Genomic DNA, 20,904 nt, shown 5'->3' with positions numbered 1-20,904 from the left:
TTATTTCTGCGCCGCGAACCAGGCGGTGATGAGCTTGAGCTGCTCGTCGGAATAGCCCTTGACGATCTGATGCATGATCGTTGCCGGCTTGTCGCCCGACTTGAAGTCCATCAGCTTCTGCATCAGTTTTTCTTGGGTTTCGCCTGCAAGGGAGTCCATGCCGCCAACACTGTGCCCGTTGGTGCCGTGGCAGTTGGCGCAGGTCGCGGCCAGGTTGCGGGCCAGGTTCGGGTCCTGCGCATGCGCGAGCGCGCTGAGCCCGGCGAGGCCGAGTACGGCCAGGGCGTGCTTGAGATTCACGTCGTCGTCCCTCCGATTCTTGTATGGATCCGATAAGCGTCGAGGCGGCGAGTGCCGTCCGTCGCGGGCTCCGGCGCCGATGCGGGCCGGCGGGTCGAAGTATAGCGGCATGGAGGGCGGAGTACGCCAGCGCTTTCTCAAGCGGCCCATGCCGTACTGAGGGATGCTGCGGCGCAAGAATATTAGTTCTTGACTATATGAGTATATGGTTTTAGATTTGATGCAGATCAAGCAATGCAGCCATAAGCGAGGTTGATGTGGAAGAGCTGGACAAGGTGTTCGAGAGCGTCGCCGAATACTTCAGCCTGCTGTCCGAACCCTCGCGGCTGAAGATCATGCATTGCCTGTGCAATGGCGAGCGTTCGGTTAATGAGGTGGTGGAAGCGACAGGGCTGACGCAGGCGAACGCCTCGCGCCACCTGAGCCTGTTGTATCGGTCCGGCGTGGTCGGGCGCCGCCGCGAGGGCAGCCAGGTTTTCTACCGGCTCATCGACCCCAACTTCACCGATCTGTGCCGCACGGTATGCATCGGCATCGCATCGCGCGACGAAGTGCAGCACAACCCGTCGCGGCGTGAATCCCTGCTGCGCCTCGAGCATGACTTGAAGCTCGAGCGCTGAGTCAGGGATGTCCGTCTCAACTTAAACACACAACCAGAACCGAGGGGAGTGTACGCATGGCAAACATCGATACCCGGCCTGGCCGGGTCAGGCCTGCGCCGGAGAATTTCCTGACCGACGAGCAGATCGCCGCGGTGAAGGACGGTCGGCGCGACTTTCTGCGAAAGGCGTTCGTGACGGCGTCGGCTGCGATGGCGGCACCCGCCGTGGCGCGCGCTGCCGGCGAAGGCGATCCCGCCATCCTGAACCTGCCGCCGTGGAGCACCTCGCTGGGCCAGCCGGTCGCAGCGAATCCCTACGGCATGCCTTCCAAGTACGAGCGCGGCCTGCAGCGGCGCGAAAGCCCGGGCCTGACCCGTGTCGGCGGCTCCTCGGTCGCCTTCACGCCGCTGCAAGGGCTGTTCGGCATCATCACGCCGTCGGGCCTGCATTTCGAGCGCCATCACCAGGGCTGGCACGACGTCGACCCGTCGAAGCACCGTCTGATGATCAACGGTCTGGTCAAGACCAATGCGGTCTTCACGATGGACGACATCATGCGACTGCCTTCGGTGTCGCGCATCCACTTCATCGAGTGCGGTGCCAACACCGGCATGGAGTGGGGCAACGTCGCGGTGCCGACCGTGCAGTACTCGCACGGCATGATCTCCTGTTCCGAGTTCACTGGCGTGCCCCTGAAGGAAATCCTCGACATGTGCGGGGCCGACTACAAGAAGGGCCGCTTCGTGCTGGCCGAAGGCGCCGACGGCTCGTCGATGACCCGTACCATCCCGATGGAACTGATCGAGTCGGGCGAGGTGCTGGTGGCCTACGGCATGAACGGCGAGATGCTGCGTCCCGAGAACGGCTACCCGCTGCGCCTGGTGGTGCCGGGCGTGCAGGGCGTGAGCTGGGTGAAGTGGCTGCGCCGCATCGAGGTCGGCGACAAGCCCTGGGCGACCAAGGACGAGGCGGTGCATTACGTCGACCTCATGCCCGATGGCCTGCACCGCCAGTACACCTCGATCCAGGAGTGCAAGTCGGTCATCACCACTCCGTCGGGCGGCCAGCTGCTGCTCGACAAGGGCTTCTACAACATCTCGGGCATGGCCTGGTCGGGCCGCGGCAAGGTCACCCGCGTCGATGTGTCCACCGACGGCGGCATCAACTGGCGCCAGGCACGCCTGGAGACGCCGGTGCTGTCGAAGGCGGTCACGCGCTTCAACATCGACTGGGTGTGGGACGGCAAGCCCGCGATCCTGCAGTCGCGCGCGGTCGACGAAACCGGCTACGTCCAGCCGAGCTACGGCCAGCTGCGCAAGGTGCGCGGTACCAAGTCGATCTATCACAACAACGCCATCCAGTCCTGGAAGGTGGTCGAATCCGGGGAGGTGAGCAATGTCCAGGTTCTCTAAGACGCTGATTGCGCTGCTCGTCGCCGGTGCGGCGACCTCGGCGATGGCTTTCGACCGCTATCAAGGCATCGGCCGACCGGCCACCGCGGCTGAAGTGAAGGCCTGGGACATCGACGTGCGACCCGATTTCGTCGGCCTGCCGAAAGGCTCGGGCAATGTCGACCGCGGCATGGAGCTGTGGGAAACCCACTGTGCCAGTTGCCATGGCGTGTTCGGCGAGTCCAACGAGGTGTTCACGCCCATCGTCGGCGGCACCACCCTGAAGGACATCGAGACCGGTCGTGTCGAGGCGCTGATCACCGGCGCGTCGCCGCAGCGCACCACGCTGATGAAGGTGCCGACCGTGTCGACGCTGTTCGACTACATCCAGCGCGCGATGCCCTGGACGGCGCCGAAGTCGCTGTCGCCCGACGATGTCTACGCGATCCTCGCCTACCTGCTCAACCTGGGCGAAATCGTGCCGGCCGACTATGTGCTGAGCGACGAGAACATCCGCGAAGTGCAGGAGCGCATGCCCAACCGCAACGGCATGACGACCGACCACGGCATGTGGCCGGGTGCGCCGGCCTCGAAGGGTGGCATCAGCAACGGCGGCAAGCCGGACGTCAAGAACGTCGCATGCATGAAGGACTGCAAGAAGGAAGTCGAGATCGTGTCCGCGCTGCCCGACTACGCGCAGGATGCGCACGGCAACCTCGCCGAGCAGAACCGTCCGGTCGGCCAGACGCGCGGCAAGCAGACGGGCGCGCCGGGCGAGCCCGCCGGCGATGGCCAGCCGTCGGCCGCCGCAGCGACGCTGGCACTGGCCAACGAGAAGGGCTGCATGGCCTGCCATGGCGTGGCGAACAAGATCGTCGGCCCCGGGTACAATGAGATTGCTCAAAAGTATCAAGGGCAGGTCGATGCCGAGGAAAAATTGATCGCCAAGGTGAAGAACGGCGGCCAGGGCACCTGGGGGGCCATTCCGATGCCGCCCCAGGGGCATGTCGCGGACGAGGACATCAAGCGACTCGTCGAGTGGATTCTGCAAGGCGCGAAAGCGCAGTAACACCTCTACAAGGAGAGACGGGATGAATCATCAACGCAGGGATACCCTGAAAGCGGGTGGCGGTCTGGGCGTGTTCGGGCTGCTGGTCGCGGCCGGCATGATCAAGCCGGAGCTGGCCCAGGCGGCCTGGAACAAGGAAGCCTTCGAGGCGAAGTCGCTGGATGCTGCCTTCGGCGTGATCGGCGCCGGCAAGCCGGCTGAAAGCGGCGACGTGGTCATCACCGCGCCCGACATCGCCGAGAACGGTGCGGTCGTGCCGGTCGGGGTGGTCAGCAACATCCCGAAGACCGAGTACATCGCGATCATGATCGAGAAGAACCCGAACATGCTCGCCGCCAGCTTCACGATTCCCGATGGCACCGTCGCCGAAGTGCAGACGCGCGTCAAGATGGGCCAGACCTCCGACGTGTATGCCGTGGTCAAGGCCGACGGCAAGTTCTACATGTCGAAGAAGGAAGTCAAGGTCACCCTCGGCGGCTGCGGCGGCTGATCAAGCAACAGGTTCAGGAGAGAAAACGATATGGCAAGCCCGATGCGTATTCGCGCCGCCGCCAAGGATGGCGTTACTGAAGTTCGCGTGCTGATGTCGCACGTCATGGAAACCGGCCAGCGCAAGGATTCGTCCGGCGCCGTGATCCCGGCTCACTTCATCACCGAACTGACCGCCAAGCACAACGACAAGGTCGTGCTGAGCGCCGAGTTCGGTCCCTCGGTGTCCACCAACCCCTACCTCGCTTTCAAGTTCAATGGCGGCGCGAAGGGTGACAAGGTCGCCGTGACCTGGGTCGACAACAAGGGCGAGACCCGCACCGACGAAGTCCAGATCGCCTGATAGTCTTTGCGGCCCGCGATACGACGATCGCGGGCCGGCACCACAGGTGCAGGGAGCAGCGTGCCGGCCGCCGGCTGGCACCACATACCTGACAACGGGGTTCCGGACCCCGGAGGAGAGACGATGAAAAAACAACTCAAGGCGATTGCCGTGAGCGTAGGGCTTGCCCTGGCAGCGCCCGCGTTCGCGCAGGAAGACCTGAATTTCGACGCCTACCGCGAGATGCTGGCGGATGGCAATCCGGCCGAACTCTACGAAATGGAAGGGGAAGAGCTGTGGCGGACCGCGCGCGGTCCCAAGAACGCCACGCTCGAGCAGTGCGACCTCGGCCTGGGGGCAGGCGTGGTCGAAGGGGCTGCGGCACAACTGCCGCGCTTCTTCAAGGACACGGGCAAGGTGCAGGATCTCGAGTCCCGCCTGATGTACTGCATGGAAACGCTGCAGGGCATCCCCTCGGCGGAGATCATCAACGGCAAGTTCCTGCAGGGCGAGCGCGGCAAGGTCGCGGCGCTGGTGGCCTACGTGGTCACGCACTCCAAGGGCGCGAAGCTCGCCGTCGATCTCTCGCATCCCAAGATGAAGGAGATGTACGCGCTGGGCGAGCGGGCCTTCTACTACCGCACCGGCGCGATGGATTTCTCCTGTGCGTCCTGCCACAGCCAGGACGACAAGCGCATCCGCGCCACGCAACTGCCCAACATCACCAAGCCGGAAGGCGCGGCGGCGGGCTGGAGTTCGTGGCCCGCGTATCGCGTCTCGAATTCGCAGTTCTGGACCATGCAGCATCGGCTGTGGGACTGCTTCCGTCAGCAGCGCACGGCCGAGCCGATCTTCGCCTCGGGCGTGACCATCGCGCTGTCGGTGTTCATGGCGGGCAAGGGCAACGGTGCCGAGGCCCAGTGGCCGGGTGTGAAGCGCTAAGGGAGCGGACAACATGAAGAAGCTGTTCATTGCTGCGCCGCTGGCGCTGTGTGCATCGGTCGCCATCGCCGACGATCTGCAGGCGAAGGTCGAGGAGATGATGCTGAAGTCGTTCAAGGCCAACGGCATCGCCAGTCTCGATCGCCAGAAGCAGGACGCCGTGCAGAAGGCCTGCTCGAGCCCGACGCAGCCTGATGCCGAGACCATGAAGCGGCTCGAGGCTGCCGAGATGGCCACGATCCAGTGGCCGAGCGACGGCAACTACACGGGAGGCGACTGGAAGGAAGGGCAGAAGATCGCGGCCAGCGGTCGCGGCCTGACCTGGACCGACAAGACGCCCGACAACAATGGTGGTGGCTGCTACAACTGCCACGCGATGGACCCCAAGGAAGTCTCGGAGGGCACCATCGGACCCAGCCTCGAAGGCTACGCCAAGCTGCGCGGCAACTCGGAAGAAGTCGTGAAGTACACCTGGGGCAAGCTGTGGAACTCCAAGGCCTACAACGCGTGCAGCGACATGCCGCGCAACGGCTATGGCGGCATCCTCACCGAGGTCCAGATTCGCCACGTGATGGCCTACCTGTTCGACCCGGCTTCGCCGGTCAACCAGTAAGCGCCGCTCGCGAGCGCTACGGAGCAGGGCCCGCGGCCTCGGCCCCGGGCCCTTTTTTTGCCTCAAGCAAGGCGCGCACCAAGGCATGCGCGGCTCGCTCGATATAGTCAAAGGGAATGACCCATGTCGATGAATCGTCGTGAATTCATGCAGATGCTGGCGGTTGCTGCAGCCGGCGGCATGACGCTGCATTCAAGCTTCGCGCGTGCCGAAAAGGCCGCCGAGGCGCTGTACGACATGCCGAAGTTCGGCAACGTCAGCCTGTTGCACATGACCGACTGTCATGCGCAGCTGCTGCCGATCTACTTCCGTGAGCCCAACGTCAACCTGGGCGTGGGCGGCATGGTGGGGAACGCGCCGCACATCGTCGGCGAGCGCTTCCTGAAGCACTTCGGCATCAAGCCGGGCAGCATCGAGGCCCATGCCTTCACCTATCTCGACTTCGTCGAGGCGGCGAAGACCTACGGCAAGGTCGGCGGTTTCGCCCACCTGTCCACGCTTGTCAAGAAGATGAAGGCCAGCCGTCCGGGCGCGCTGCTGCTCGACGGCGGCGATACCTGGCAGGGCTCGGGCACCGCGCTGTGGACCAACGCCCAGGACATGGTCGACGCCTGCAAGCTGCTCGGTGTGGATGTGATGACCCTTCACTGGGAGTCGAGCTATGGCGCGGACCGCGTCAAGGAGATCGAGGAAAAGGACTTCGCGGGTCAGATCGACATCGTTGCCCAGAACGTGAAGACCACGGACTTCGAGGATCCGGTCTTCAAGCCCTACGTCATCAAGAACATCAACGGTGTGCCGGTGGCCATCGTCGGACAGGCCTTCCCCTATACGCCGATCGCCAACCCGCGCTGGCAGACGCCGGACTGGAGCTTCGGCATCCAGGAGCAGGGCATGCAGGAGGCGGTGAACGCGGCCCGGGCCGAGGGGGCGCAGGTCGTGGTCGTGCTGTCGCACAACGGCATGGATGTGGACCTCAAGCTCGCCAGCCGCGTCAACGGCATCGACGCGATCTTCGGCGGCCACACGCACGACGGCATGCCGGCGCCGACCGTGGTCGAGAACGCCGGCGGCAAGACGCTGGTCACCAACGCCGGTTCCAACGGCAAGTTCCTCGGTGTCATGGACTTCGACGTCAAGAACGGCAAGGTGGTCGATTTCCGCTACAAGCTGCTGCCGGTGTTCGCCAACCTGTTGCCGGCCGACCCCGAGATGGCGGCCTTCATCGACAAGACCCGCGCACCCTTCCTCGAGAAGCTCACCGAGAAGCTCGCCGTCACCGAAGGCCTGCTGTATCGCCGCGGCAACTTCAACGGCTCGTGGGACCAGCTCATCGTCGATGCGCTGATCGCCGAGAAGGACGCGGAACTGGCATTCTCGCCCGGCTTCCGCTGGGGCACCTCGTTGCTGCCGGGCGACACGATCACGATGGAGCACCTGCTCGACCAGACCGCGATCACCTACCCCTGGACCACGCTCACCGAGATGAGCGGCGAGATGATCAAGACCGTGCTCGAGGACGTGGCCGACAACCTGTTCAACCCCGATCCCTACTACCAGCAGGGTGGCGACATGGTGCGTGTGGGCGGCCTGCAGTATACCTGCGACCCGACCGCGACGATGGGCAAGCGCATCGACAACATGATGCTCAAGGGCAAGCGCATCGAGCCGGGCAAGACCTACAAGGTTGCCGGCTGGGCGCCGGTGTCGGAGGAGGCGAAGGATTCCGGTCCCGCCGTGTGGGACGTGGTCGCCAACTACCTGCGCAGCCAGAAGGTGGTGACCCAGCGCGCGCTGAACCTGCCGACCCTCAAGGGCATGGACGGCAACCCGGGTGTCGCTGTCTGACGCGGCTCCAACCGTCCGTCAGTGCCCTGCCAGCGCCCCGCCAGGCTTCATGCCGGCGGGGCGCTGGCGTTTACCGCATGGCATTCAGGGAACGTTAAGCGTTGTAAGCAATAAGTAAGTTCGATCGACCTATAATCCGCGTGCAGTCATAGGAGTCGGCTGCTCCTGGCCGGTTTCGCAGCGAAGCAAGCAAAACTTTTAAAGAGGAGACGTGATGGAACACAACGGCAAGACGTACTGGGGAACGGTACTAAGCCTGCTGACCAAGATCCTGATCATCTGGTTCCTGGTCTCGTTCGGCGCAGGCATTCTGTTCGCACCAGCACTCAACAGCATCTCGTTGGGTGGCTACCCGCTCGGTTTCTGGTTCGCTCACCAGGGATCGATCTACATCTTCATCGCGCTGATCTTCTACTACGCGAAGAAGATGGGTGACATCGACCGTCAGTTCGACGTTCACGAAGAATAATCAGGGGAGACACATGGATCTTCAAACAATCACCTACCTGGTGGTCGGCGCGTCCTTCGCGCTGTACATCGGCATCGCCATCTGGGCGCGTGCCGGCAGCACCAGCGAGTTCTATGCCGCGGGCGGCAGCGTCCACCCGATCACCAACGGCATGGCCACCGCAGCGGACTGGATGTCCGCTGCATCCTTCATCTCCATGGCGGGCCTCATCGCCAACATGGGTTACGGCGGCGGCCTGTTCCTGATGGGCTGGACCGGCGGCTACGTTCTGCTGGCGATGCTGCTGGCCCCGTACCTGCGCAAGTTCGGCAAGTTCACCGTGCCGCAGTTCATCGGCGACCGCTTCTATTCGAAGACGGCCTCCACGGTGGCGGTGGTCTGCCTGCTGACCGCATCGCTGACCTACATCATCGGCCAGATGACCGGCGTCGGCGTGGCGTTCTCGCGCTTCCTCGGCGTGTCGAGCGACACCGGTATCTACATCGGTATGGCGATCGTGTTCATGTACGCGGTGTTCGGCGGCATGAAGGGCATCACCTACACCCAGGTTGCGCAGTACATCGTGCTGATCGCCGCCTACCTGGTGCCGGCCTTCTTCATCTCGCTGCAGCTCACCGGCAACCCGCTGCCGCAGCTGGGTCTGGGTTCCAACATGATTGGCACCGACGCCTCGCTGCTGAGCAAGCTCGACCTGGTGGTCAAGGACCTGGGCTTCGACCAGTACACCACCTCGCTGCCGGGCAGCACGCTCAACTACTTCGTCTACACCATGTCGCTGATGATCGGTACCGCGGGCCTGCCGCACGTCATCATGCGATTCTTCACCGTGCCGACGGTGAAGGATGCGCGTAGCTCGGCGGGTTGGGCACTGGTCTTCATCGCCCTGCTGTACACCACCGCGCCGGCGGTCGGCGCGATGGCCAAGTTGAACCTGCATGCCACCGTGAACTCGGCAGTTGGTCTCGAAACCGACGCTCAGGGCCGGTTGGTCGTCAATTCGGATAAGGTCAAGGCCAACGCTGATCTGTACGCGCCTGAAGCCAGCCTGGCGTACGAGCAGCGCCCGGAGTGGATGAAGCGCTGGGAAAAGACCGGCCTGCTGAAGTTCGAGGACAAGAACGGCGACGGCCGCATCCAGTACTACAACGACAAGACCAAGAACGCCGATGCCAAGGCCAAGGCCGACGCCGCAGGCTGGAAGGGCAACGAGCTGACGGTGAACGCCGACATCATGGTGATGGCGAACCCGGAAATCGCGCTGCTGCCCAACTGGGTGATCGCGCTGGTTGCCGCGGGTGGTCTGGCTGCCGCGCTGTCGACGGCTGCCGGCCTGCTGATGGCGATCTCGTCGGCGGTGTCGCATGACCTGGTGAAGGGCATCTTCAACCCGAACATCAGCGAGAAGAACGAGCTGATGGCAGGCAAGGTCTCGATGGCCGTGGCGATCGTAATTGCGGGCTGGCTCGGCCTGAACCCGCCGGGCTTCGCGGCCGGTACGGTTGCGCTCGCCTTCGGTATCGCGGCCTCCTCGCTGTTCCCGGCGATCATGATGGGCATCTTCTCCAAGAAGATGAACAAGGAAGGCGCGATCGCAGGCATGCTGTCCGGCCTGTTCGTGACCCTGTTCTACGTGTTCGCACACAAGGGCATCTTCTTCGTGAAGGGCACGGAGTTCGTCGATCTGATCGGCGGTCCGAACAGCTTCTTCGGCATCACGCCGGAGGCTTTCGGTGCGGTCGGTGCCGTGGTCAACTTCATCATCGCCTTCGTTGTCGACAAGGTCACGAAGGAGCCGCCGGAGCACATCCAGCACATGGTGGAAGCCGTGCGCATCCCGCGTGGTTCGAAGGCTGTGGAAGGCGCCCACTGATCCGGGCATGCAGTAAGCGCGGCACGGCGCCCCCGGCGCCGTGCCGACGAAGGACCCCGCTCGCTTCGCTGGCGGGGTCTTTTGTTTTGTGGCACCTTGCGCGCCTGCCGCTCGAGCGGTGTGTTGCGCCCCGATGGAGTAGCTCATGGTTTTCGATGTCAGCGTTGCCCTCAACTGGATCCTTTTCCTCGCCCTGTTCCCGATCGCGTTCTTCTGGCTCAGAAGGGCATGGCGCATCATGGTCAAGCGCGACTTTTCCGAGGTGGCGCTCAAGCGCGGCGAATCGCCCCGGAATCCAGCCCGCTATGCGCCCTTTGCCGCCGCGATCAACCTGATCGGGGGCGGGATCGTCGTGTTCGTGATCTTCGGCATCCTGACGGCCCGCTTCGATTTCGAGACCTGGAGTGCGATCGCCGGATCGACGATCTGGATGAAGTTCATCTTCGACTTCATCCTCAGCCGGCAGGCGCATCCGATGGTGCTGAAGAAGCGCAACAAGCAGGAAAACGCCGCGGGGGATGCGGGCAAGTAGGCGCTGGCGCGAGCGTGGCCGGCGCGAGGCCGGTCAGTGGCGCTCGCCCACGCCGTAGCGTTTGTCCAGGCGGTTCATCGTGATCACGTAGACAATGATGATCACGAGGTACACCACCAGCGCCCCCTGGGCGAAGATGTAGAAACCGAGCGGGAAGCCCAGGAAGGTGACGGCATTGAGCTCGTCCGCGAAGTAGGCGGCGACGAAGGTGACGCCGAACCACACCGAGAGGAGCCCGAGGGTCAGCAGCAGGGTACGGCGCCAGTAGGCGCGTTGTGCAGCGGTCAGTGGTGTCGCCATGTCATGGGTGTCCCGTCGGGCAAGCCGACGGGACCGTCTGTCGTTCAGGACGCGCCGTTGCCGTTTTCCCCGTGGGCTCGCACGAGTTGCGCCTGGGTTTCGGCCGGGGCCGGTTCATAGCCACCGGCGTTGAGCATGAACTCGCTCTCGCCCGCGCAGATCGCCTTCAGCCTGCTTTCGAATCCATCCAGGCTTGCCATCGGTACGCGTGCCGAGATCAGGGTCCAGCCCGCGGTCGGGCTGTCGGTGCTGGTGAGGCGGCCGCGACGTCCGGCAAGCTCGGCGCTGACGTCGCCGAACAGGGTGTCGGCGACTTTCACCTGCACATCGAGCAGGGGCTCTAGCACCTGCGGACGGGCCGCCAGCACGGCTTCGACCAAGGCATGGCGCGCAGCGGTGACGAAGGATACCTCGTTCGAGTCGACCGCGTGATGCTTGCCGTCGGTGACGACCACGCGCAGGTCCTGCAGCGGGAAGCCGGCGAAGGCGCCTTCAGCCAGCGCCTGGCGTACCCCCTTTTCCACCGCAGGCATGAAGTTGGTCGGAATCGCCCCGCCCTTGACCTCATCGGCCAGTTCGATGCCCGTGCCGCGCTCGAGCGGCTCGACCCGCAGTGCCACCTCCCCGAACTGGCCCGCGCCGCCGCTCTGCTTCTTGTGGCGGTAGCGTGCCTCGGCAACGATGGTGATCGTCTCGCGGTAGGGGATGCTTGGCGGCGCGGTGTCGAGTTGCAGGTTCCAACGCGACGACAACTCGTCGAGCACGATCTTCAGGTGCTGCTCGCCAAGGCCGCGTACCACCGTGCGGCGGTTGCGATGGTCGAAGGTCACTTCGAGGCAGGGGTCCTCCTCGATCAGGCGTGCCAGGGCTTCGGACAGCTTCTGCTCGTCGGCCGGCTTGCGCGTCATCAGCGCCAGACCGTACACCGGCTGGGGGTAGGGCGTGGGCGCGAGGTGGAAGAAATCCTCGTCGTGCGAATCGTGCAGCACGGCGTCGCGCATGAGTTCGTCGATGCGTGCCACCGCGCACAGGTCGCCCGGCACGGCCAGCGGCGTCTCGACCGCCGTCTTGCCCTGCATGCGCAGCAGGTGCGCCACCTTGAAGGCCTTGCGGCCGTCGCCGATGAAGAGTTGCGAGTTCGGGGTGACGCTGCCCTGATGGACGCGGAACAGACCCAGCTTGCCGCGGTAGGGGTCGTTGGCGATCTGGAACACGTGGGCGACGACATGGCGATCGGGCGCAAGCGCGACTGCGACCGCTTCGGCCGCCGCGCCTTCGCCCTTCAGGAACGCAGGCGGGTTGCCTTCGGTGGGGTCGGGCGCGAGCTTGCCGAGGATGTCGAGCAGTTCGCGGATGCCGGCGCCGCTGCGCGCGGAGACGAAGCACACCGGTATGAGATGGCCCTCGCGCAGGGCCTGTTCGAACGGGGCGTGCAGTTGCTCGGGGTCGAGCGATTCCCCCTGTTCGAGATACTTCGCCATCAGGTCCTCGTCCAGTTCGACGATCTGGTCGACGATGGCGTCGTGCGCTGCGCCGACGCTGGAGAATGCGGTGGCTGCCTCGTTCTGTGGCGCGAAGAAGCAGTCGATGACGCGGCTGCCGTTGGCTGCAGGGAGGTTGATCGGCAGGCATTCGCGGCCGAACTCGGCGACGATGGCGTCCATCAGCGCCCCGAAGTCCACCCCGTTGGCATCGATCTTGTTGACCACGATCATGCGGCACTTGGCGCCGGCCTCCTGCATCATGCGGCGCGCCACGCTTTCGACCCCGGCAGCGGCGTTGATGACGACGACTGCGGTATCGACCGCGGGCAGTGCGACCAGCGCGCGACCTGCGAGGTCGGGCAGGCCCGGGGTGTCGAGCAGGTTGATCCAGTGGCCGGCCCATTCCAGATGCACCAGGGCCGCGTGCAGCGAGTGCCCCATCGCCTTTTCCTGCGGGTCGAAGTCCGACACGGTGTCGCCGCGTTCGACGCTGCCCGCGGCGCCAATCTCGCCCGCAGCCGCGAGCAGGGATTCGACGAGGGTGGTCTTGCCGCTGCCGGCATGGCCGAACAGTGCCAGGTTGCGGATGTCGTGAACCGAGCTGGGTGTCATCTTGCGCCTCCCGTCTTGTGGAATGGGCTCAAGTTTCCGCCTGCTGCGCCCGCATGGCAATGCGGCAGATCAACTCGATCGCGTCTGCGCCGCCGGGGCGCTCAGGCGCTGCGCAGGCGGGCGATGCGGGTCAGCAGGATCGCAGCCAGCGGGAGCAGCAGGCCAAGCAGGGTCACCGTGAGCAGCAGTGCGCCGAGTTCGCTGTAGTCCGCGGGCGTGGTGATCGCCCCGGTGGCGGCATCCTTGATCTCGCGCGCGACCGTGTAGAGCTGGTTCAGGTACTTGGTGCCGAGCTGCGAAGCCGACAGCGCGAGGTTGGTGAAGGACGCCATCACGGCGAAGAAGGTCGCCTTGAGATGGGGTGGCGCGGAGTTGGCGATCCAGGCCAGCATCGGCACCATCGACACCTGGCCGAGCGGGGATTCGAGCGCAGTGTTGGCGATGGCGATGAAGCGTGCATCGACCACGCCGCCGGTGTGCGCGGCCGTCCATTCGTGCAGGCCGTGGAACATGCCGAGGATGGGCAGCGACAGCAGCGTCGAGGCGATGGTCAAAAAGATCACGATGTCGGCGATCGACTTCTCGGCCATGAAGCGGCGGAACAGGAACAGGCCGGCCAGCGTCAACGTGCTGGTGATGAGATCCAGCCGCGACAGGAAGCTCTGGTCGAAGCCGAGCTCGTCGATCATCCACCAGCTCGCGCCGGCACCCGGGCCGGGCAGGGCGCGGAAGGCGAAGATGATGATGACGGTGCCGAGCAGGGTGCGTGCGGCCTCGGGTGAAAGCTCGCGCAGCAGGCGGCTGATCATGAAGCCGATGATCGCGAACGAGGCCGCGAAGATGACTTCCTGCCCGTAGGTGAAGCCGGACAGGCCGATGCCGATCGTCAGCGCCACGAACACCGCGCTGCCGCCGAGGATCCACCAGTTGGGCGGCGTCTTCTCGTCCGGGGCGTGCAACAGGCGGTCGATTTCGGCGTGGCTGCGCCCGAGGTCGGCGAGCCGCTTTGCCTCCCGCCGCTTGAGGAAGCCGGCGAGCAGTACGCCGCTGACCGACAGCAGCGGGATGACCAGCGCAAGCTCGTAGATCCGCAGGTAGATCGCAATCTTGTCCGCCTCGGGCAGGGTCTCGGAGCCCTGGAACATGGCCACGTTGGCCAGCGAAACCAGCACCGTGCCGCCGATGATGGCGACGCGGCCGAGCATTTGCATGGTGGTGTGCATCAGGCGGATCGCCTCGGGCGGGATCGGTTCGCCGCGCGCGTCGAGCCGCGGCACCGCTTCCACCGTCATCGCGTCGGCCACCGCGTCCTGCATGACGTAGCCGACCGGCGACAGCAGCACCGACAGCACGAACCAGGCTTCGATCGGCATCACCGCGCGCATTGCGTCCGGGCTGCCGATGAGGCCGATCATGATCAGCAGGCCGGCGGCGATCAGCGAAGCGCCGAGATAGACCAGCCCCGCCTTGTATCGCCACATCAGGTCCACCAGATGGCCGATCGGCATCTTCAGCGCCCACGGAATGCCGGCCCAGAAGCCGAGCGCGGCGAGGAAAGCCGCGGACAGGCCGAGGTAGTCCTTGACGAAGAAGGTGCCGACGATGCCGGTCAGCCCCGATACGCCCGCTGCGCAATACACCATCAGCGGCGGCAGGTAGGACAGCCGCATCTCGCGGCCGAGTTCGAGGATGTTGCGGTCGATCCAGCGGTGAAGGGCAGTCAGCACGCGTGCGTCCTCGGCATCGTTGGGTTGCGGGCCCGGCTGGCCGCTGCGGCCGAGCGGGCGCTCAGTGGCCGAACAGGCGCTCGAGCCAAGGCATGATCCATGGCAGGGACAGCGCGGTGAGCAGTCCGTTCAGCCCCATCGCCAGGGCCGCAAAGGCCCCGGCCTGCTCGCTGACCTGGAAGGCGCGCGCCGTGCCGATGCCGTGGGAGGCCAGGCCGATGGCGAAGCCGCGGATGGCATGGTCGCCGATGCGCAGCCAGCGGTACAGGTAGGGCGCACCGATGGCGCCGAGCACGCCGGTCAGCATCACCAGGGCGGCGGCCAGCGCCGGCAGGCCGCCGAGCGGTTCGGCCACGGCCATTGCGATCGGCATGGTGACGCTCTTGGGCGCGAGCGACATCAGCGACGGATGGCTGGCGCCAAGCAGCGCGCCGATGCCATAGGCCGACAGCGCCGCGGTCAGCGAGCCCACAAGCAGGGCGATCATCAGCGGGCCCGCCATCGCCTTGAGCTTGGGCCACTGCGCATAGAGCGGGATCGCCAGAGCCACCGTTGCCGGGCCGAGCAGGAAATGCACGAACTGCGCACCATCGAAGTAGGTGCGATAGTCCATGTCGCCCAGCGCGAGCACGGTTGCCACCATGGCAATGGCCAGCATCACCGGGTTGGCGAGCGGATGGAAGCCGGCGCGCTTGTACAGCCAGAACGCCGCCTGGTAGGCCACCAGCGTCAGCGTCAGGCCAAGCAGTGGCGAGGTCGACAGGTAGACCCAGAGCTCCGTCAGGCGCGGGGTCATGACCGGGCCTCTTCGCGGGGCCTGCGTCGTTTGACCAGTGCATTGAGCACCAGCGCGGTGACGACGATGGCGAGGAAGGTGCTGCCTACGAGCGCGGCAGCCAGTGGCAGCCATTCGGCCGCGATCAGTTCGCCGTAAAGCACGATGCCGGTGCCGGCAGGAATGAACAGCAAGGACAGGTGCTGCAGCAGGTTGCCGGCGGTCTGGCGCAGGTTGTCGCTCGGCCCGCCGCGCAGCAGCAGGGCGAGGAACAGCAGCGCCATGCCGATCACCGGGCCGGGCACCGGCAGGCCAAGCCCGCGTGCGATGACTTCGCCAGCGAGCTGGAACACGAGCAGCAGGGTCAGGGCAGCGATCATGGCATCAGCGAGGTAACGAGGAGGGGCGCAGCTTAACAGGGCTCAGGCCGGCAGCAGCACATGGCCGGCAGTGCGCAGCGCGATGCCGACGATCGCACCCAGTGCGGCGGGTTTCCACACCGTCGCCACCCGCGGCCCGGCGGAAATCAGCACGGCCACACCCGCGACATCCAGCGGGTGGATCAGGAAGCCGGCGCTGGCGTTGAGCGTGCTCACGCTGGTGACGCCGGATTTCAGCATCTCGTCCATCACCCCCATCATCGCGGTGCCGCCCGCGATGCACTTGGTCAGGGTCAGCAGGATCAGTGCGGGATCGATGCCGAGGAAATTCAGCAGCGGCGTCAGCGCGCCGGTCAGGGCGTCGATGCTGCCGGTCGCGCGCAGCGCCATCACCGCCACCAGCGCGAGCACCAGCATCGGGATCGCGCCGACGGAAATCTTGAAAGCCTCTGCGCCCGCACGGTTGATCACGTCGAGCACGCCCTTGGCATCTTCGGCGACGCGGTGGTGCAGGGTTTCGTCGAGCCGGGCCTCGGCGGCCGACAGGTGGCGACCGAAACCGTGGTAGGTCACCGCCGCCGCAGCGATGCCGCCGACCAGTGACAGCAGCAGCACCGGGCCGAAGGACAGGCCCATTGCCGCCATCGGAAAGGTGACGTTGGCCTGCGCCATCGCCATCACCATTGCCAGCGTGGCCGCGAGGTGACGGTCGGAGGCGCCGCGGCTCTCCATCATCGTCAGCGTCGCCATTGGCGCGGCGAAGCTGACGAAGTTAATCTGCAGCGCGGCAAAGACGCCCAGTCCGGTCAGGCCTGCCGGGCGCAGCAGCGGGGCGAGGCGGGCAACGACCCAGTCGAGCACGCCGCGCGCCTCGAGCATGCGCATCAGCGACAGCATGACCACCATGATCGGCAGCAGCACGAATAGCGACAACTCGACGGCCGAGCGGCCGGCCTGGAGAATGATCTGGGTCAGGAGGTCCATGGTGCGGGGGTGGTGTGCGTCGTGCTGCGCTGCAGTATCGGGCGTTCGATGATACGGGCTGCGTGCGTCATGGTCGACGTGGCGGGTCGAGGCGGTCCGCGCTTCGGGCTCAGCCTTCGTTGCCGCGGAACACGCGCACGCCGAAGCTGACCCCGGCCACCAGCAGCACGATACCCGCGGCTTCGGCTGGCGTCGGCCAGCGCTGATACCAGATGAAGGCGTAGAGCAGGGCAGCCAGCGTCTCGAACACGATCAACTGGCCGACCAGCGCGGCGGGCAACAGGTGGCTGGCCGTGTTCCACAGCAGGGTGCCCAGCCAGGACGCCGCGAGGCCGAGCAGCACGCACATGCCGACGAACAGCAGTGGCTGCGGGCCGAGCGGCCAGGCGAAGGCGCTACCGGGCGTGATCGCGTCCCAGGCAGCGTAAGCGATGCCCGCGAGCACGGCGACCGGCAGGGTGGCCAGGCCCTGCGCCGTGGCCCACGCGCGCGACAGGCCGGGGCCGCGCGCACGCAGCCAGCGGCTGTTGCGAATGGGGTACCAGGTCCAGCAGGCGAGCGCGAGTACGGCGAACGCCAGCCCCCATGCCTGGTCGCCGGGCTGTGCGGCGCCGGGCTGGTTGCCGCTGTCGCCATGCACGACCAGCAGGCCGGCCAGGATCAGCACCAGCGGCAGGGCCAGGCGCGACCAGCGCACCGCGTCCTCGCCGCCGTTGCGACGGTCGATGAGGTTGGCGCAGACGGCGATCACCACCGGCAGGGTGCCGATGATCAGGGTCGGCAGCGGGGCACCGGCGAGCTGGATCGCGCTGGCCAGCGTGGCGTAGTAGAGCAGGTTGCCGATCAGGGCGAGCTTGGCGGCCTCGATCCAGTCGGCGCGGTCGAGTTGCGCCAGCGCGCGGCGGTCGAACCAGGCAAGGCCGAGCGCGAGCAGGCCGAACGCAAGGTAGCGGCCCACCGCCAGCATGAAGCCAGGGTAGTCGCCGAGCACCAGTGGGGTGAGGAAGACCAGTCCCCACAGCAGGCCGGCGCCGAGCGCCGCGACGAGACCGGCCAGCATGGCCTCAGAGCGTCTTGCCGAAGTAGTAGATCGTCAGCACGCCGCCGACGCCGATGATGAAGCGGCGCAGCCAGATCGCCGGCACCTTGCGCGCCACGGCTGCGCCCCAGTAGCCGCCGATGGTCGCGGTCACGATCATCACCAGGGTGTGCGGCCACGACACCGCGTTGGCGATCACGAAGGTGGCGACCGCGACGCTGTAGATGACGGCCGACAGCCAGTTCTTCAGCGCGTTGATCTCGTGTACGTCCTTGAAACCCTGGATCGCGAGCGCGGCGATCATCAGGATGCCCATGCCGGCGCCGAAGAAGCCGCCGTAGATCGAGACCACGAGCTGGAACACGAAACCGCCCGGGCCGATGTGGCGTTCGTCCGCACCCGAGGGGGTGGGCTTCCAGCGCTTCACCAGCGCGGAGATCTGGGCGCTGAAGGCGAACAGCACGGTGGCGACGAGCAGCAGCCAGGGGATCAGCTTCGAGAACGCGGCGTTCGAGGTTGCCAGCAGCAGCAGGCCGCCGGCAATGCCGCCGATGAAGGCGACGATCGACAGCATCGGCAGGCTTTTCGAGAAGCGCTTGAGTTCGCGGCGGAACGCCCATGCGCCGGCAAGGCTTCCCGGCCACAAGGCGACCGAGTTGCTGGCATTGGCGACGACCGGCGGTACACCGACCGCGAGCAGGGCAGGGAAGGAGAAGAAGGTGCCACCACCCGCCACCGAATTGACCGCGCCGGCCGCAAATGCAGCGACGCCGATGAGGGCGATGGAAAATAGATCGAGGCCTGCCATGAGGGGCGAACGAGGGAAGCGAGCTGGGAAGTTCGGGGGTGGCCGATGGCGCGCATCGGTACCGCGTTGTGGCGCGGCTGCCGGGGGTGGTCCCCCGGCGTCGCGTTCTGATTGGAGCCTGTCTCCTCCGCCCCGAATTGGTGCGAAGTGTAGTGCAGCATTCCCAGAAAATGAATATGGATGGAAAAGTTTTTTTTGTGATTGGGGGCCGGCGTGTGCGGGTTGGGGGCACCCGCGAGTCGAGGTGCCGGCAACGGCGGATCGCACGGGCGCCTGCGCGCGCGGAAATGGCGTCGGCAATGGTTGAACACCCAGCGGCGATGGGTTATAGTGCGCGCCCTCAGCCGGCATAGCTCAGTTGGTAGAGCAGCGCATTCGTAATGCGAAGGTCGGGGGTTCGACTCCTCTTGCCGGCACCAGCTTCAAACAGAAAGGTCAGTCCTCAGGGGCTGGCCTTTTTGCTTTACGGGCTGCATGCGTGGTGATCCTCCGCAGGCGTACCATAGGCTTCCATTTCCATCTGGCTTCTGGCGAGGAGAGAACATGAAGACTTCCGTGGTCCTGACCTTGATCGGGCCCGACCGGCCGGGTCTCGTGAGTGCCGTGGCGGCGCGGGCGAGCGCCGCGGGCGCGAACTGGATGGAAAGCCGTCTGGCGCAACTCGCCGGCAAGTTCGCCGGGGTCGTGCGCCTCGAGGTGGATGCCGGGCGAGCGGCTGAACTGGAGAGCTTGCTGCGCAGCCTGGAGACCGAAGGCCTGCGTGTTGCAATCGAGCAGGGGAGCAGCCGTCCGGCGGTCGCCTTTCGTCGTGCCCGACTCGAACTCGTCGGTCACGATCGTCCGGGCATCGTGCGCGACATCTCGATCGTGCTGGCGCGACACGGCGTCAGCATCGATGCGCTCGAGACCTCGTGCGAGAGCGCGTCGATGTCGGGTGAGCCGCTGTTCCGCGCGCTGGCCGAACTCGAATTTCCGCATGGTGTAGCGCTGGATTCGGTGCGCGGCGATCTCGAGGCGCTGGCCAACGAGCTGATGGTCGATCTCGATCTCCACGACGAGGGCGGCAGCGCGAGTGCAGGTTGAACAGGGGGCGCCGCGACGGCGCCTGCCCGACCCGATCCGGGCGCTGGGGCATCGCAACTTCCGTTATTACTTCACCGGCCAGGTAGTGTCGATCCTCGGCACCTGGATCCAGCAGGTGGCGATGTCGTGGCTGGTGTATCGCCTGACGGGTTCGGTTGCCCTGCTCGGCGTCACCACGTTTGCGGCGCTGGTGCCGATGCTGGTGGTGGGGCCGCTCGCCGGCGCATGGATCGACCGCCACGACAAGCGCCGGCTCCTCATCATCGTGCAGGGGCTGCTCGCGCTGCAGGCCTTCACGCTGGCGGCGCTGACAATGCTGGATCTGGTCGGTCCCGCGCTGCTGGTGGCCATGTCGGTACTGCTCGGCGTGCTCAACGCCTTCGACGCGCCGCTGCGTCAGTCGCAGATCAACAGCTTTGTCGACGACCGTGCCGATCTGCCGAACGCGCTGGCACTCAATGCCATGGCGTTCAACGCCGGGCGCTTCTTCGGCCCCCCGCTCGCGGGGCTGCTGCTCGGGCTGACGTCCGAGGCCTTCTGCTTCGTGCTCAACGCGCTGTCGTTCTCGGCGCTGGCGTTTGGCGTGTGGCGGATCCGGGTGGCAGCGTCACCCCGCGCCACCGGCAGCACCGCGTCGGTGTTTCGCGAAGGGCTTGGTTACGTGTGGACGGAGTATCCGGTCCGGACGCTGATCCTCATTCTGGCGACCGCCAACCTCACGGCGTCGAGCTACGCGGTGCTGCTGCCGGTGTTTGCGAAGGATGTCTTCGGCGGCGATGCGAGCATGCTCGGCATGCTGTGGGGCGCGGCGGGCGGGGGCGCCTTCCTCGCGACCGTGTTCCTCGCCACGCGCAAGAACCTGCCCGGCCTGGTCGCCGTGGTCATCAGCGGAGCGGCGATCGGTGCACTGGGCCTGCTGGTGTTCTCCTACAACCGCTATCTGCCACTGTCGCTGCTGGCGATGGGGATGGTGGGAATGGGCATCTCGATCGGCAACGTTGCCACCAACATGTTGCTGCAGACGCTGGCACCGGACCGCCTGCGCGGGCGTGTCGTGTCCTTCTTCAGTTCGACGCGCTTCGGCTTCGATGCGATCGGCGGCCTTTTGGCCGGTCTGCTGGCGGCGCAGATTGGCGTGCAGCGGGCGATGCTGCTCGAAGGTGTCGTGCTGGCGGTCTTCGCGCTTTGGGCGCTGCGCATTCGCGGCCGGCTGCGGGACGAGGTGGTGCGCAGGCTCCCTTAGGCGGTTCGCCCGTGTGATCGGT

The 20,904-nt window shown here is 65.8% G+C and carries 22 protein-coding genes and 1 tRNA gene; 14 read left to right on the top strand and 9 right to left on the bottom strand.

The window, feature by feature from the left end; translation table 11 throughout:
* Positions 1-300, bottom strand: a complete 300-nt coding sequence (locus C664_RS21265; RefSeq protein WP_004258802.1) for a c-type cytochrome — start codon at positions 298-300, stop codon at positions 1-3.
* 257 nt (positions 301-557) lie between these two features.
* Between C664_RS21265 and C664_RS09940 the strand changes: the two genes are divergently transcribed.
* The 11 genes from C664_RS09940 (at position 558) to C664_RS09890 (ending at position 10,447) form a co-directional block, all read left to right on the top strand.
* Complete coding sequence (locus C664_RS09940; protein ID WP_004258799.1) at positions 558-920, top strand: ArsR/SmtB family transcription factor; 363 nt, start codon at positions 558-560, stop codon at positions 918-920.
* Between the two features lie 56 nt (positions 921-976).
* A complete protein-coding gene (soxC, locus tag C664_RS09935; RefSeq protein ID WP_004258796.1) occupies positions 977-2,314 on the top strand; it encodes a sulfite dehydrogenase in 1,338 nt (445 codons plus the stop codon).
* A complete protein-coding gene (locus tag C664_RS09930; RefSeq protein WP_004258793.1) occupies positions 2,298-3,362 on the top strand; it encodes a c-type cytochrome in 1,065 nt (354 codons plus the stop codon). The genes soxC and C664_RS09930 overlap by 17 nt, the downstream gene beginning before the upstream one ends.
* Positions 3,363-3,384: 22 nt before the next feature.
* Positions 3,385-3,852 carry a thiosulfate oxidation carrier protein SoxY gene (gene soxY / locus C664_RS09925; protein ID WP_004258791.1) on the top strand — a complete coding sequence of 156 codons (468 nt, stop codon included), beginning with the start codon at positions 3,385-3,387 and terminating at the stop codon, positions 3,850-3,852.
* 30 nt (positions 3,853-3,882) lie between these two features.
* Positions 3,883-4,194, top strand: coding sequence for a thiosulfate oxidation carrier complex protein SoxZ (gene soxZ, locus C664_RS09920; RefSeq protein WP_004258786.1), 312 nt, complete (start codon positions 3,883-3,885; stop codon positions 4,192-4,194).
* A 123-nt stretch (positions 4,195-4,317) separates the two neighbouring features.
* Complete coding sequence (gene soxA / locus C664_RS09915; RefSeq protein WP_004258783.1) at positions 4,318-5,115, top strand: sulfur oxidation c-type cytochrome SoxA; 798 nt, start codon at positions 4,318-4,320, stop codon at positions 5,113-5,115.
* Positions 5,116-5,128: 13 nt separating this feature from the next.
* Positions 5,129-5,728, top strand: coding sequence for a sulfur oxidation c-type cytochrome SoxX (gene soxX / locus C664_RS09910; protein WP_004258780.1), 600 nt, complete (start codon positions 5,129-5,131; stop codon positions 5,726-5,728).
* Between the two features lie 123 nt (positions 5,729-5,851).
* On the top strand, positions 5,852-7,576 hold the full coding sequence (gene soxB / locus C664_RS09905; protein ID WP_004258777.1) for a thiosulfohydrolase SoxB: 1,725 nt from the start codon (positions 5,852-5,854) through the stop codon (positions 7,574-7,576).
* Positions 7,577-7,790: 214 nt separating this feature from the next.
* The gene (locus C664_RS09900) at positions 7,791-8,045 is read left to right on the top strand and encodes a DUF4212 domain-containing protein (protein ID WP_004258774.1); all 255 of its coding nucleotides are present in this window, start codon (positions 7,791-7,793) and stop codon (positions 8,043-8,045) included.
* 13 nt (positions 8,046-8,058) lie between these two features.
* Positions 8,059-9,915, top strand: coding sequence for a sodium:solute symporter family protein (locus tag C664_RS09895; protein ID WP_004258772.1), 1,857 nt, complete (start codon positions 8,059-8,061; stop codon positions 9,913-9,915).
* A 145-nt stretch (positions 9,916-10,060) separates the two neighbouring features.
* Complete coding sequence (locus C664_RS09890) at positions 10,061-10,447, top strand: hypothetical protein (RefSeq protein ID WP_004258770.1); 387 nt, start codon at positions 10,061-10,063, stop codon at positions 10,445-10,447.
* A gap of 33 nt (positions 10,448-10,480) precedes the next feature.
* Here the strand turns inward: C664_RS09890 and C664_RS09885 are convergent, their stop codons facing one another.
* The 8 genes from C664_RS09885 to C664_RS09850 form a co-directional block, all read right to left on the bottom strand.
* Positions 10,481-10,747, bottom strand: coding sequence for a DUF4212 domain-containing protein (locus C664_RS09885; protein WP_004258766.1), 267 nt, complete (start codon positions 10,745-10,747; stop codon positions 10,481-10,483).
* A gap of 44 nt (positions 10,748-10,791) precedes the next feature.
* Positions 10,792-12,843: an elongation factor G gene (fusA, locus tag C664_RS09880; RefSeq protein ID WP_004258758.1), complete on the bottom strand. Its 2,052-nt coding sequence runs from the start codon at positions 12,841-12,843 to the stop codon at positions 10,792-10,794.
* A gap of 101 nt (positions 12,844-12,944) precedes the next feature.
* Positions 12,945-14,570, bottom strand: a complete 1,626-nt coding sequence (locus C664_RS09875) for an MFS transporter (protein WP_004258753.1) — start codon at positions 14,568-14,570, stop codon at positions 12,945-12,947.
* 61 nt (positions 14,571-14,631) lie between these two features.
* Entirely contained in the window at positions 14,632-15,366 is a 735-nt protein-coding gene (locus tag C664_RS09870) for an LrgB family protein (RefSeq protein ID WP_004258750.1), read from the bottom strand.
* A complete protein-coding gene (locus C664_RS09865; RefSeq protein ID WP_004258748.1) occupies positions 15,363-15,725 on the bottom strand; it encodes a CidA/LrgA family protein in 363 nt (120 codons plus the stop codon). Before C664_RS09865 ends, C664_RS09870 begins: the two co-directional genes overlap by 4 nt.
* A gap of 42 nt (positions 15,726-15,767) precedes the next feature.
* Positions 15,768-16,709 (bottom strand): hypothetical protein, encoded by a 942-nt coding sequence (locus C664_RS09860; RefSeq protein ID WP_004258745.1) that lies wholly within the window; start codon positions 16,707-16,709, stop codon positions 15,768-15,770.
* Positions 16,710-16,818: 109 nt separating this feature from the next.
* Complete coding sequence (locus tag C664_RS09855) at positions 16,819-17,769, bottom strand: DMT family transporter (protein ID WP_004258741.1); 951 nt, start codon at positions 17,767-17,769, stop codon at positions 16,819-16,821.
* A 4-nt stretch (positions 17,770-17,773) separates the two neighbouring features.
* A complete protein-coding gene (locus tag C664_RS09850) occupies positions 17,774-18,556 on the bottom strand; it encodes a sulfite exporter TauE/SafE family protein (RefSeq protein ID WP_004258737.1) in 783 nt (260 codons plus the stop codon).
* Positions 18,557-18,899: 343 nt separating this feature from the next.
* Between C664_RS09850 and C664_RS09845 the strand changes: the two genes are divergently transcribed.
* The 3 genes from C664_RS09845 (at position 18,900) to C664_RS09835 (ending at position 20,882) form a co-directional block, all read left to right on the top strand.
* A tRNA-Thr gene (locus C664_RS09845) sits at positions 18,900-18,975 on the top strand.
* A 124-nt stretch (positions 18,976-19,099) separates the two neighbouring features.
* The gene (locus C664_RS09840) at positions 19,100-19,639 is read left to right on the top strand and encodes a glycine cleavage system protein R (RefSeq protein WP_004258733.1); all 540 of its coding nucleotides are present in this window, start codon (positions 19,100-19,102) and stop codon (positions 19,637-19,639) included.
* On the top strand, positions 19,629-20,882 hold the full coding sequence (locus C664_RS09835) for an MFS transporter (RefSeq protein WP_004258730.1): 1,254 nt from the start codon (positions 19,629-19,631) through the stop codon (positions 20,880-20,882). The genes C664_RS09840 and C664_RS09835 overlap by 11 nt, the downstream gene beginning before the upstream one ends.
* Positions 20,883-20,904 lie beyond the last annotated feature (22 nt).

Origin of the sequence: Thauera sp. 63 (assembly GCF_000310165.2) — a bacterium.
In the GTDB taxonomy this organism is placed as follows: Bacteria; Pseudomonadota; Gammaproteobacteria; order Burkholderiales; family Rhodocyclaceae; genus Thauera; species Thauera humireducens.
Note: the sequence above shows the minus strand (reverse complement) of the source record. Positions and strands in the feature narration are given on the sequence as shown.